12 protein-coding genes are annotated in these 11,988 nt (G+C 72.3%); 5 read left to right on the top strand and 7 right to left on the bottom strand.

The annotated features are described in order from the left end of the window. Nucleotides 1-92: 92 nt before the first annotated feature. On the bottom strand, nucleotides 93-611 hold the full coding sequence (locus tag AQJ67_RS31745; RefSeq protein WP_062722774.1) for an NUDIX hydrolase: 519 nt from the start codon (nucleotides 609-611) through the stop codon (nucleotides 93-95). Nucleotides 612-819: 208 nt separating this feature from the next. Then, a complete protein-coding gene (locus AQJ67_RS31740; protein WP_062722800.1) occupies nucleotides 820-1,716 on the bottom strand; it encodes a DMT family transporter in 897 nt (298 codons plus the stop codon). A gap of 321 nt (nucleotides 1,717-2,037) precedes the next feature. On the opposite strand from AQJ67_RS31740, the gene AQJ67_RS31735 reads away from it, so the two are divergent. The 4 genes from AQJ67_RS31735 to AQJ67_RS45815 all read left to right on the top strand — a co-directional run bounded on the left by AQJ67_RS31735 (nucleotide 2,038) and on the right by AQJ67_RS45815 (nucleotide 5,998). Further along, a complete protein-coding gene (locus AQJ67_RS31735; protein ID WP_062722773.1) occupies nucleotides 2,038-2,988 on the top strand; it encodes a hypothetical protein in 951 nt (316 codons plus the stop codon). A gap of 35 nt (nucleotides 2,989-3,023) precedes the next feature. After that, nucleotides 3,024-4,574: an APC family permease gene (locus AQJ67_RS31730; protein ID WP_062722772.1), complete on the top strand. Its 1,551-nt coding sequence runs from the start codon at nucleotides 3,024-3,026 to the stop codon at nucleotides 4,572-4,574. Nucleotides 4,575-4,662: 88 nt separating this feature from the next. Continuing rightward, nucleotides 4,663-5,391: a molybdopterin-dependent oxidoreductase gene (locus AQJ67_RS31725; protein WP_062722771.1), complete on the top strand. Its 729-nt coding sequence runs from the start codon at nucleotides 4,663-4,665 to the stop codon at nucleotides 5,389-5,391. After that, a complete protein-coding gene (locus tag AQJ67_RS45815; RefSeq protein ID WP_079056280.1) occupies nucleotides 5,375-5,998 on the top strand; it encodes a cytochrome b/b6 domain-containing protein in 624 nt (207 codons plus the stop codon). The genes AQJ67_RS31725 and AQJ67_RS45815 overlap by 17 nt, the downstream gene beginning before the upstream one ends. Here AQJ67_RS45815 and AQJ67_RS31715 read toward each other — a convergent pair. From AQJ67_RS31715 to AQJ67_RS31695, 5 genes are all read right to left on the bottom strand, one after another. Beyond that, the gene (locus AQJ67_RS31715; protein ID WP_159058858.1) at nucleotides 5,893-7,050 is read right to left on the bottom strand and encodes a hypothetical protein; all 1,158 of its coding nucleotides are present in this window, start codon (nucleotides 7,048-7,050) and stop codon (nucleotides 5,893-5,895) included. The two genes, AQJ67_RS45815 and AQJ67_RS31715, sit on opposite strands and share 106 nt — an antisense overlap. Before the next feature lie 114 nt (nucleotides 7,051-7,164). Further along, nucleotides 7,165-8,214, bottom strand: coding sequence for an L-idonate 5-dehydrogenase (locus AQJ67_RS31710; protein ID WP_062722799.1), 1,050 nt, complete (start codon nucleotides 8,212-8,214; stop codon nucleotides 7,165-7,167). Nucleotides 8,215-8,228: 14 nt separating this feature from the next. Further along, nucleotides 8,229-8,990 carry an SDR family oxidoreductase gene (locus tag AQJ67_RS31705; protein ID WP_062722768.1) on the bottom strand — a complete coding sequence of 254 codons (762 nt, stop codon included), beginning with the start codon at nucleotides 8,988-8,990 and terminating at the stop codon, nucleotides 8,229-8,231. 10 nt (nucleotides 8,991-9,000) lie between these two features. Next, complete coding sequence (locus AQJ67_RS31700) at nucleotides 9,001-10,428, bottom strand: GntP family permease (protein ID WP_062722767.1); 1,428 nt, start codon at nucleotides 10,426-10,428, stop codon at nucleotides 9,001-9,003. Between the two features lie 122 nt (nucleotides 10,429-10,550). Then, nucleotides 10,551-11,069: a gluconokinase gene (locus tag AQJ67_RS31695; protein ID WP_062722766.1), complete on the bottom strand. Its 519-nt coding sequence runs from the start codon at nucleotides 11,067-11,069 to the stop codon at nucleotides 10,551-10,553. Between the two features lie 137 nt (nucleotides 11,070-11,206). On the opposite strand from AQJ67_RS31695, the gene AQJ67_RS31690 reads away from it, so the two are divergent. Further along, on the top strand, nucleotides 11,207-11,908 hold the full coding sequence (locus AQJ67_RS31690) for a FadR/GntR family transcriptional regulator (RefSeq protein WP_062722765.1): 702 nt from the start codon (nucleotides 11,207-11,209) through the stop codon (nucleotides 11,906-11,908). Nucleotides 11,909-11,988: the final 80 nt, after the last annotated feature.

Below are 11,988 nucleotides of genomic sequence, written 5' to 3'. Positions count from 1 at the left end.
GCCCGCTACGGTTCGGGGCATGGAACGTCCCATGTCACCGCCGACCAGGAGCGGGCTCTCGCCGCCGCGCTCACGGGTCGGCCGTCGGCGGATCAGCCGGCCGCCGCCCGATAGGCCCTGAGCCGCTCGTACGCCGCCAGGCCGTCCGGCACCCAGGCCCACTCCGCCAGCCGCCGCTCCAGCTCGGCCTCCGACAGGAAGTCGTGCCAGGCGACCTCCTCCACCTGCGGGCTCACCGGCAGCTCGCAGCGCACCTCGTACACCGCCGACCACCAGGTCTGCCCGGCACCGTCGTCGTAGAGGAACTTGAACAGATACGACGGCTTCGGCAGCCCGCTCACCCCGAGCTCCTCCTCGGCCTCCCGCAACGCGGCGTCCTCATACGACTCGCCCGCACCGACCACCCCGCCGACGAACATGTCGTAGCGCGACGGGAACACCAGCTTCGTCGGTGTGCGGCGATGCACGAAGAGGCGGCCCTGCGCGTCCCGGGCCTCGATGAACACACAGCGGTGACGCAGCCCCTTGGCGTAGGCCTCACCGCGTTTCGACTGCCCGACGACCCGGTCCTGCTCGTCGACGATGTCGAGAATCTCGTCAGCGGAACTCATGGGGCCATCCAACCAGGAGGCTCCGCCCCAGACCCCGCTCCTCAAACGCCGGGGGGCTGGATATACCGGCCCGGGCTGGATCTTTCAGCCCGTCCGGCGTTTGAGGACGAGGCCCGCAGGGCCAATCAGGGGGGTCTGGGGGCGCAGCCCCCAGGGACGGGACGGGTAGGGGCGGCGGGGGCGAAGACAGCCCGGGCCCGCGCCACGGTCAGGTCGTGGCTACCGCCGCAGCCGCCCGCTTCGGCTGCACCACCCCGCTCGGCATCGCGGAATGCGTGCCGAGCATGATGATGCCCACCACGATCCCGGCGAGCCCCGCGGCCTCCCAGGCCAGCGCGCCCGAGTCGGCGCGGAGCCGGTCGCCGAGGAAGCCGACGCCGCAGAGGATGCCGGCCAGCGGCTGTGCCGCGGTGAGGGCCGGCAGGGACATGCGCAGGGAGGCAGTTTCGAAGGCGCTCTGGACGAGGATCAGACCGGTGAGGCCGAGCGCCACCACGGCGTACGGCTGCCAGCTGGTCAGGATCTCCGCCATGCCGCCCTCGGCGAAACGCTGGCCCGTCACCCGCGTAAGGGCGTCCTGCACGCCGTACAGCAGACCGGCGGCCGTGGCCAGCAGCGCAGGGCCCGCGCTGAGCCGCGAGCGCTTGGCGTAGGCCGTGAGCAGCAGGGCCACCCCGACCATGACGCCGATGATCAGCCACTGCCGGAAGGGGCCGCTGGGCGCCGTTCCGCCGTGCGGCTGGCCGGCGACAATGAACGCGGTGACACCGCCCGCGAGCAGGGCGAGACCGGTCCAGCCCTGCCGGCCCAGTGGCTGCTTGGTCTGGCGGCGGGAGAGCCCGAGCGCGAACAGCAGGTTGGTCGCCAGCAGCGGCTCCACCAGGGAGATCTCGCCCTGGCCCAGCGCCATCGCGCCCAGGGCCATGCCGACCACCATGAGTCCGATGCCGCCCAGCCAGCGGGGCACCTTCATCAGGTCGAGCAGGATCCGTGGGGAGAGGAAGTCGCTCAGTGGCGCCTTCTGCGCGGCGTTCTGCTGGAGCACGAAGCCGAAGCCGAGACAGCACGCGGCGCTGACGGCGAGTATCAGGATCTGGAGCGACACGCTGCGTACCTCGATCATCCTGCCGGGCGGACGGGGTGCGTAAGGGCCGACTGTAGCGGCCTTAGGCCCGGCGTGCGCGTCCCGCAATCCTGCGCTGCCCGGGACGCCGACGCCATGACGTACGCCACACCATACGAACATTTCCGACATTGTGGGCAACCCTGTACGTCACAACTGTCCCACTCGTAACAGGAGTTGACGCGTGTAACGCGTCAGCGACCCTTGACGCGAACCATTGGCTGCGGATTTGCTGTGTGTGATCGGTCGATGACAGTCCACATACCTGCCCCCGAATTCTCGCCCCCGACAGAACCCAAAACGGTGCCCCCACCTCCGCCACCCCTCGGCCGCGGCCGCAAGCGCGCGTCCCACGCCTTCGACGCGGCCCTCGACGACACCGAGCTCGCCGCCGCCCGTACCGCTCTGGCCCAGGGCAGATGGCAGACGGCCCGCTCGCTGCTCGCCCGGACCGGCGACGACTGGGACCGCAGAGGGCACCGCGTCACGGTCCTCGCCCAGGAGCCGTACTGCGCCCCCTGGACCCGCGACTGGCTGCTCGCCGAACCCGACTCCGCCGACGCCGCCGTCCTGCTCGCCCTCGCCCAGGTCCGGCGCGCCCTGCGCGGCAAGGAGAAGCCGGTCCGCGCCCGCGAGTCCTGCCACTGGGCGGCCGCCCTCGCGCCCGCCGACCCCACCCCCTGGCTCGGCCTGCTCATGCTGGAGAGCGCCCTGGGCGCCGAGGAGGCGGTGCGGCACCACTTCGCCGAGGTCCGCGCCCGGTACGCCGACCACCACCACGCCCACCACCTGATGGTCGCCCGCCTCGCCGAGCGCCGGACCGGATCCGGCGCCGACCCGCTCCACGAGGTCTACGACTTCGCCAACGAGGCCGCCGAGCACGCCCCCGCCGACTCCCCGCTCGCCGTCCTGCCGGTCGTCGCCCACGCCGAGCGCTACCGCGTCCTCGCCGGGGCCGGACACGAGCCCGGCGACGCGGCCGCCTCCGGGCACTGGACCGGCCGCCGGGCCCGGCAGGTGATGCGGGCCGCCTTCGACTGGTGGCTGGAGTGGGAGCAGGAGGGCCACCCGCGCCGGCTGGTCGACCTGAACTACCTCGCCCACGCCAAGGTCTGCGAGGGCCGCGGCGCCGAGGCCGCCGCCCTGTTCCACCGCATCGGCGAGCACGCCACCCCGTCGCCGTGGTCGTACCCGGACCGCGACCCCTACCCCGCCTTCCGCGCCGCACGCGACACCGCGCTCGGCACGGCGTAACGCCCCCAACCGCGTCGACCCAAGGACGGTCCCCGATGACCACGGGCAGTTCCAGCACGAGCAGAGCCACCACAGGAAGTGGCGGCATCAGTACGTTCAAGGGACAGGACCGCGCTCTGCGCGCCGACCGGCTGGGCACGACGGGCCTGCTGCTGTCCGTGCTCGCCGCCACGGCACCTCTCATGGTCGTCGCGGGTGTCATGCCCACGACCTTCGGGGTGATGGGCGTCCTCGGTCAGCCGCTGCTCTTCGTGATCCTCGGCCTCGTCCTCGCGCTGTTCAGCGTCGGATACGCCGAGATGAGCCGGCACGTCCACAACGCCGGCGCCTTCTACGCGTACATCTCCCGCGGCCTCGGCGGCACCGCCGGCGCGGGCGCCGCGATGGTCGCGCTCGTCGCCTACAACGCCCTCCAGGTCGGCATCTACGGCATCTTCGGCTTCGAGGTCTCCGGGCTGTTCGCCACCTATCTCGACCTAGAGCTCGGCTGGTGGATACCGGCGCTGCTGGCCGTGCTCCTGGTCGGCGGGCTCGGCTGGCTGAAGATCGACCTCAACGCCCGCGTCCTCGGCGTACTGCTGCTCATCGAGGTCGCCCTCGTGGTCGTCTTCGACGTCGCCGCGCTCGGCGACCCCGGCAAGGAGGGCCTGTCGCTGCACGCCTTCAACCCGGACACCCTCACCGGCGCGGGCATAGGCACCGCCCTGTGCTTCTGCGTCGCCGCCTTCCTCGGCTTCGAGCAGGCCCCCGTCTACGCCGAGGAGACCAGCCGCCCGCACCTTCTCGTGCCCCGCGTGATGTACCTGGCCATCGGCGGCATCGCCGTCTTCTACACGATCAGCTGCTGGGCGTACACCGTCGCCGCGGGCCCCTCGGCCATCGTCGGCACCGCGCAGGAGCAGAGCGCCGGGCTGCTGTTCTTCCTCACCGAGGACCTGCTCGGCACCGGCTTCACCGACGTCCTGCACGTGCTCTTCGTGACCGGCATGTTCGCGGCGATGCTCAGCTTCCACAACGTCGTCGCCCGCTACGCCTTCGCCATGGGCCGCGAGGGCCTGCTGCCCACCGCCTTCGGCCGCACCAGCGGAGCGAGCGGCGCCCCCGGCACCGGATCACTGCTCCAGACCGGGGTCTCCCTCGTGGTCGTGGTCGTGGCCGCGTTCGCGGTCGCCGACGACAAGCCGACCGGCGACCCGACCGCACCGGTCCTGCACCTGTTCACCTGGATGGGCAGCCTCGGCGCGCTCGGCGTCACCGCCCTGATGGCCGCCGCCTCCGTGTCGGTGATCGTCTTCTTCCTGCGCCGGGGCGCGGCGGCCGCCCAGTTCTGGCGGCTGGCCGCCTCCGGTCTCGCCGTCCTCGCCCTGCTGTTCATCGTCGTCTGGACCGTCAAGGACTTCGACGTCCTGATCGGCGCGGGCCCCGGCTCGGCCCTCGGCTGGGCCCTGCCCGCAGTCATCGCCCTCGCCCTGGCCGCCGGCGTCGCCCAGGGCCTGCTCCTGCGCTCCCGCGCCCCCGAGACCCACGCCCGCATCGGGCTGGGCAACGAGGCGTTCCAGCTGGAGAAGGCCGCCCGCGGCGACTGACGAAAGCCGGGTGAGAGGTGGTTACGGAAATCTGACGGGCACCCGCGTTCCCTGGCCCGGCGGGGGGACGCGGGTGTTCGATAAGTACGTGAACTCCGAACACCCCGAAGAGCAGCGGGGCAAGCCCATCGGCCGCCGTGTCCTCCTCGGCACCCTCGGCCTGGGCGCCCTCGGTGTGGTCACCGCGCCCACCCTCCAGCGCGGCCTGGAGTCCTTCCTCGCGGGCGCGTCCGACAAGGACCCCACCGGCCTGACCGACCTGCTCCCCAACGGCGGCGGCTTCCGCTACTACTCGGTCACCTCCTCCGTCCCCCGCAAGAACGCCGACACCTACCGCCTCACCGTCGACGGCCTCGTCGACCACCCCGGCACCTACACCCTGGCCGAGCTGCGCGCCCTGCCGCAGACCCGGATGGTGCGCGACGTCCAGTGCGTCACCGGCTGGCGGGTGCCCGGCACCCCCTTCGAAGGGGTCCGTCTCTCCCGGCTCCTGGACGCCGCCGGAGTGCGCGAGGGCGCCGGGGCGGTGCGCTTCACCTGCTTCGACGGCGCGTACTCCGAGAGCCTCACCCTCGACCAGGCCCGCCGCGCGGACGTCCTGGTCGCCCTGCGCATGCAGGACAAGGACCTCGGCCACGCCCACGGCGGCCCCGTCCGCCTCTATGTGGCGCCCATGTACTTCTACAAGTCCGCCAAGTGGCTCTCCGGCATCACCGTCACCAAGGACGTGCGGCCGGGCTACTGGGAGGAACGGGGCTACGACGTCGACGCCTGGGTCGGCCGCTCGAACGGACGCGACGATGAGCCTACGACTTGACGCCCCCGGCCCGGCCACCGGCGTCCGGCGCTTCGGGCACGCCTCCCGCTGGGTGCACCGCACCACGGCCGCGCTGATGGGCGTGTGCGTCGTGACCGCGGCCTGTCTGTACATCCCCCAGCTCGCCGAACTCGTCGGCCGCCGCGAGCTCGTGGTCCGTATCCACGAGTGGGCCGGCCTCGCCCTGCCCGTGCCGGTCCTCGCGGGCCTCGCCTCCCGCGCCTTCCGCGCCGACCTCGGCTTCCTCAACCGCTTCGGCCCCCACGACCGCGTCTGGCTGCGGGCCGCCCTGCGCCGCGACAAACGACGCGCCTCCCGTCCGGCGGGCAAGTTCAACGCCGGGCAGAAGATCTACGCGGCTTGGATCGCCGGGGCGACGCTGGTGATGATCGGCACCGGTCTCCTCATGTGGTTCACCCACCTCACCCCCTTGGTGTGGCGCACCAGCGCGACCTTCGTCCATGACTGGCTGGCCCTCACCATCGGGATCGTCCTCGCCGGTCATATAGGGATGGCGTTGGGGGATTCGGAGGCGCGGCGGGGGATGCGGACGGGGTCGGTCAGCCGGGAGTGGGCCGAGCGGGAGCATTCGCTGTGGCGTCCGTGAGAGGAGCTCCGCGGGGCGGTGGGATCCGAGCCCGTACTCGGCTCCTGCATGGTGTCCGGCGCGGTGACGACGAGAGCAGTCGGCATCCGCGTCTCGACGCCGGCGTGCCGGACGGTCACGTCGGCCGGGCCCGGCTCCAGCGCCGGTACGACGGCGGACAGCACCAGCCGGCCACCCACCACCGAGGTCAGGACGGGCACTCCGGGCACCTGCTGCCCGCCGACGCTCACGACGGCGCCCCGCAGCAGCTCGGCGGGGTCGAAGTAGGCGTCCACGAGCTCGATCCCGATCACCTCGCCGGGCTTCGCCTCGCCGTCACCGCCCGTGTCCACCCCGGAGATCCGGTAGCCGCACGCGGCGGGTGTGCCGCTCGGTGCGAGTTTCAGCCGGACGGTGGCGTCGGGATGCCGCCGATGGAAGTCGAGCAGCCCGTCCAGGACGGCGTACGCGGCACGGCCCTTGCAGGTGTCGGCCGCGTCCGCCAGGGCGGCCCGGTCCCGCACGGCCTGCTTCCAGCTCCCGCCCTCGCCCTGCACGGCCAGACAGGCGGAGGCCAGGCCGCGCAGCAGCGTCCACTCGACGACGTCGGTCGTGGTCCGGGGGATCACGTTCAGAGCGTCCCGGCACTGGGCGGGATCGCGGAGCAGGTCGTACACGCTCGCCGGGTCCGCGGCGCTGTCGGTGTCCGGTGAGTCGGGGCCCGGCGGCAGCCAGCCCGGGGCTTCGAGGAGTTTCGGGCTCACGGACGGGCTGGGGGAGGGCCTGGGCGTCTCCTTCGCCACGCCGTCCCGGGAAGGGCTGGGCGGCGGATCCGTCACCGCCGGCCGGCCCACGTGGCCGTCGGGTGACTGCCGCAACGGGGGAGTGGCCCCGCCCGGCGGGCCGTTCGGCACCTCGCGGAGACCGGCCGAGGGCCCGACGGTGACGATCGTGCCCTCGCCACCCCTGCCGTCCGCAGTGCCACCCCCGTCACTCGTGAACGCCGCGGCGGCCACCGCCACCGCCCCCACGACGAGCAGCCCCGAGATACGCATCCCGAGGGAAACCGCCATCACGCCCCCCGAAGTCCTCGCCCCCGACGACTGCGGCAGCCGCCAAGGGTCCCCTCATCATCGGGCCGAAGTCGCCCCGGGGGGAAGCCGCTTCAGGTGATGGTCCGTGCGAGTTCAGACACTTGGCACCGTGGAGTCCGGCCCTCCGAAGTCCAGCAGCACTTTGCACGCACTGCTCCGGTCGGCCGCCAGCGCGAACGCCGCCTCCGCCTCCCGCACCGGCACCACCGCGCTGACCAGCCCGTCGAACGACGCCTCGGCCGCGAGCAGTTCCAGCGCCGCGTCGAACTCCGTGTCGAAGCGGAACGCCCCGCGCAGCTCGATCTCCCGGCTCACCACGAGGTTCCCCGCGAACGGACTGCGCCCAGGCGGCAGCATGCCCAGCTGCACCACGACGCCGCCACGCCGCACCAGCCGCAGACAGGCGTCCAGGCCCGCGGCGACGCCCGACGCCTCGATCGCCACGTCCACCTCGGACGGCCACCCGGCGTCCTCAGGGTCATCGGCCCGTACGACGCTGTCGGCGCCGGCGGTCCGCGCGTACTCCAGAGCCGTCGGCAGCAGGTCCGTCACCGTGACCCGCCCGGCGCCCGCGGCCTTCGCCGCCGCCACGACCAGACACCCGATGGGCCCGGCACCGGTCACCAGGACATGCCTCCCGGCCACCTCTCCCGCCCGCCGCACGGCGTGCAGCGCGACGGACAGCGGCTCGGCGAGCGCCGCCCGGCGCAGTTCGAGACCGGCCGGGAGTGGCCTCAACTGGTCGGCCGGGACGGCCACTTGGGCGGCGAAACCGCCCTGCACATGCGGGAAGCGGGCCGCGCTTCCGAGGTAGCGGGTGTCCCGGCAGACGTTGCGCCGACCGTCCGCGCACTCCGGGCAGACCCCGCAGGGAGTGGCCGGGTGCACCGCGACGGCCGTACCGGCGACCGGGCCCGTGGCCCCGTCGCCGTACGCCACGACTGTCCCGACCACCTCGTGCCCGAGCAGCATCGGCTCCCGGAGCCGGAAGTCGCCGACCCCGCCGTGCCGCCAGTAGTGCAGATCGGAGCCGCAGACCCCGCCGTACCGCACGGCCACCAGCGCCTGTCCGGGCCCCGGGACCGGCACCGGCAGCTCCTCGACCCGCAGGTCGCCCTGACCGTGGATCACACAACCGAGCATCCGCGAGGCCTCCTTCACAGCACGCTCGTCATGCCGCCGTCGACGTACAGCACCTGCCCGGAGACGAAGTCCGCGGCCGGGGAGGCGAGGAAGAGCACCCCGCCCACCAGGTCCTCGGTACGGCCCCAGCGGCCGGCCGGAGTACGGCGGCGCACCCAGGCGCTGAACTCCCCGTCGGCGACGAGGGGTTGGGTGAGCTCGGTCTCGATGTACCCGGGACCGAGGCCGTTGACCTGGACGCCGTACGGGCCCCAGTCGGCGCACATGCCCTTGGTGAGCATCTTCAGGGCGCCCTTGGTGGCGGCGTACGGCGCGATGCCGGGGCGGACCACCTCGCTCTGCAGCGAGCAGATGTTGACGATCTTCCCGTGGCCGCGTGCCGTCATCCGCCGGGCGGCCTCCCGGCCCACCAGGAACGCGCTGGTCAGGTTGGTGTCCAGGATGCGGTGCCAGTCGGAGTCGGTGAACTCCAGGAGCGGGGCGCGCAGTTGCATGCCCGCGTTGTTGACCAGGATGTCCAGCGGGCCCACCCGCTCCTCGACCTCCGCGATCCCGGCGGCCACCGAGGGGCCGTCGGTCACGTCGAACACGGCTGTGTGGACGTCACCGGGCAGTTCGGCGGCGGCCTCGGTGAGGCGCTCGCCGTCCCGGCCGTTGAGGACCACCGTGCAGCCGGCCTCCGCCAGACCGCGGGCGAGCGCCAGGCCGATGCCCCGGCTGGAGCCGGTGACCAGGGCCGTGCGGCCGCTGATGTCGAAGAGGGGGTGAGCCGTCATCGTCGTACCCCTATATGACCAGTGAGAGCAGCAGGACCAGACCGCCGGCGACCACCGAGATGATCGTCTCCATCACCGACCAGGTCTTGACGGTCTGACCGACATCCAGGCCGAAGTACTCCTTGACCAGCCAGAACCCGGCGTCGTTCACATGACTGAAGAAGAGCGAGCCGGCGCCGATGGCGAGGACCAGCAGGGCCGCGTGGGTCGTCGACATCTCGGCGGCCAGCGGTGCCACGAGCCCCGCGGCCGAGACCGTCGCCACCGTCGCCGAACCCGTCGCCAGCCGTATCGCCACCGCGATCAGCCAGGCCAGCAGCAGCGCCGGGATCGACCAGTCCTTGGAGATGTCCAGGACCATCTGGCCCACACCGGTGTCGATCAGCGTCTGCTTGAAGCCGCCGCCCGCGCCCACGATGAGCAGGATGCCCGCGATGGGCGCGAGGCTCTTCTCGACCAGCGGCGAGATGCGCTCCTTGCCGAACCCGGCCGGCTTGAGCAGCGTGAAGATGCCCACGAGGACGGCGGCGAGCAGCGCGATCATCGGGGAGCCGACGACGTCGAACACGCGTTGCACGGTGTTCTCGGGGTCGTCGATCACGATGTCGACCAGAGCCTTAGACAGCATCAGGACGACGGGCAGGAGGATCGTGAGCAGCGTCGGCCCGAAGGCGGGGCGCTGCCGCGGTTCCTTGGAGAGGCGCTCGTCGGGCGACTGGCCGGATTCCCCGAGCGCCTGAAGCATGCGCTCCGGCGCCGGGACGTCCACCCAGCGGGCCGCGTACCGCGAGAACAACGGGCCGGCGATGATCACCGTCGGGATGGCGATGAGGACGCCGAGCGCCAGCGTGACGCCCAGGTCGGCGCCGACCGCGTCGATCGCGACCAGCGGGCCGGGGTGCGGCGGGACCAGGCCGTGCATCACGGAGAGGCCGGCGAGGGCCGGGATGCCGATGCGCATCAGCGAGTAGTTGCCGCGCTTGGCGACCATCAGCACGACCGGGATCAGCAGCACGACGCCGACCTCGAAGAACAGCGGCAGACCGATCACCGAGGCGATCAGCACCATCGCCCACGGCATCGAACGGCCGCCCGCCTTGGCGAGGATCGTGTCGACGATCTGGTCGGCGCCGCCGGAGTCGGCGAGCATCTTGCCCAGGATCGCGCCGAGGGCGATCAGCACGCCGACGCCGGCCACCGTGGTGCCGAGTCCGGCGCTGAAGCTGGTGATGACCTTGTCGAGCGGTGCCCCGGCGATGGCGCCGAGCGCCAGCGACCCGAGGGTCAGCGACAGGAACGCGTGGAGTTTGAACTGGGTGATGAGCAGGACGATGACGGCGATGCCCGCCAGGACGGCGATGCCCAGCTGAGCGTGGCCGGCCGAGGTGATGGGCTCGACGGTGTCCGCTGCCAGCATCTCGACGCTGAGTCTGGTCACGGGGGTTCCCTTGCAGGTACGGGGGATGGGGGAGGGGATGGTGCCGTGGGGGGGGCGGTGGTGCGGGGGGTTGCGCGGGGGGTGGCGGTGCTGCGGGGGGTGTTGCGCGGGGTGTGGCGCGGTTACGCCGCTGAGCCGGGAAGCTCGCTCAACGCCTTGGCGGCCCGTTCGGTGATCTCCTCCGGGCTGCCGGCGACATCCACGGCGACTCCGGTCTCGTCGGCCCGGAGCGGCTGGAGCGTGGCGAACTGCGAGTCCAGCAGCGCGGTCGGCATGAAGTGCCCCTGCCGGTGCGTCATCCGGTCCTCGATGAGCGGCCGGTCACCGGTGAGGTGCACGAACACGACCCCGGGCGCGGCGGCCCGCAGCCGGTCACGGTACGACCGCTTCAGCGCCGAGCAGCTGACCACCCCGCCGAGCCCGGCCCGCTCGTGCGCCCAGGCGCCGATGGCGTCGAGCCACGGCCACCTGTCGTCGTCGTCGAGCGGCGTGCCGGCCGACATCTTGGCGATGTTGGCCTGCGGGTGGAAGTCGTCGCCCTCGGCGTACGGGACGCCGAGCCGGGCCGCGAGCAGGGGACCGATGGTGGTCTTGCCGGTGCCCGCGACGCCCATGACCACGACGACATGGGGGGTACTCATCGCTGCCTCACTGTCTGCTGTCCTCGTCGACACGTGATGTCGACGCCACTGAAACCCATTAGGTACGACTAATTCAAGCCCCTGTGACATATAAGTCTGACTTTTTGATCGCGTGATCTGCCCCGTACGCTGAGTGCATGAGCACAACGGGCCGCGGGCTGCACGGCCAGGTACTGGAAACCCTCGGCCCCGCGATCACGGCGGGCGAGTACCCGCCGGGCAGTGTTCTGCGCACGGACGAACTGGCGCAGCGCTTCGACGTCTCCCGCTCGGTGATGCGCGAGGCGGTCCGCGTCCTGGAGTCCATGCACCTGGTGGAGTCCCGCCGCCGCGTGGGCGTGACGGTCCGTCCCAAGGCCGAGTGGAACGTCTACGACCCCCAGGTCATCCGATGGCGCCTGGCCGGCGCCGACCGCCCCCACCAGCTGCGCTCACTCACGGTGCTGCGCTCGGCGATCGAGCCGGTGGCGGCCGGGCTGGCCGCGAAGCACGCGACGGCCGACCAGTGCGCCGAACTCACCGAGTGCGCCCTCGGCATGGTCGCCCACTCCCGCGGCCACCAACTGGAGGGCTACCTCGTCCACGACGTCGCCTTCCACCGCGTCGTCCTCAACGCCTCCGGCAACGAGATGTTCGCCCGCCTCGGCGACGTCGTCGCCGAGGTCCTCACGGGCCGCACCCATCACGAGATCATGTTCGAGGACCCCGACCCGGCCGCGGTCACCCTGCACGTCCAGGTCGCGGAGGCGGTCCGCGCGGGCGACGCGGTCCGCGCGGAACACCTGACCCGCGAGATCACCATGGGCGCCCTCCAGGAGCTGGACATCCTGGCGCCGTGACCGCCGAAGACCGCCGCCGATGCTGGTGCGGAACAGCGGCGAGGGGCAGTTGCGGCTGTGGCTCGAACCCTTCGGCCAGG

Source organism: Streptomyces caeruleatus (assembly GCF_001514235.1).
Classification (GTDB): domain Bacteria; phylum Actinomycetota; class Actinomycetes; order Streptomycetales; family Streptomycetaceae; genus Streptomyces; species Streptomyces caeruleatus.
The sequence above is the reverse complement of the archived record's forward strand: the minus strand, read 5'-3'. Positions and strand labels throughout refer to the sequence as shown.

Bases quoted from the DNA above. Each gene is read 5' to 3' on its own strand.
- AQJ67_RS31745 (WP_062722774.1), bottom strand. From the start codon at position 611: ATGAGTTCCGCTGACGAGATTCTCGACATCGTCGACGAGCAGGACCGG.
- AQJ67_RS31730 (WP_062722772.1), top strand. From the start codon at position 3,024: ATGACCACGGGCAGTTCCAGCACGAGCAGAGCCACCACAGGAAGTGGC.
- AQJ67_RS45815 (WP_079056280.1), top strand. From the start codon at position 5,375: ATGAGCCTACGACTTGACGCCCCCGGCCCGGCCACCGGCGTCCGGCGC.
- AQJ67_RS31715 (WP_159058858.1), bottom strand. From the start codon at position 7,050: ATGGCGGTTTCCCTCGGGATGCGTATCTCGGGGCTGCTCGTCGTGGGG.
- AQJ67_RS31710 (WP_062722799.1), bottom strand. From the start codon at position 8,214: ATGCTCGGTTGTGTGATCCACGGTCAGGGCGACCTGCGGGTCGAGGAG.
- AQJ67_RS31705 (WP_062722768.1), bottom strand. From the start codon at position 8,990: ATGACGGCTCACCCCCTCTTCGACATCAGCGGCCGCACGGCCCTGGTC.
- AQJ67_RS31695 (WP_062722766.1), bottom strand. From the start codon at position 11,069: ATGAGTACCCCCCATGTCGTCGTGGTCATGGGCGTCGCGGGCACCGGC.
- AQJ67_RS31690 (WP_062722765.1), top strand. From the start codon at position 11,207: ATGAGCACAACGGGCCGCGGGCTGCACGGCCAGGTACTGGAAACCCTC.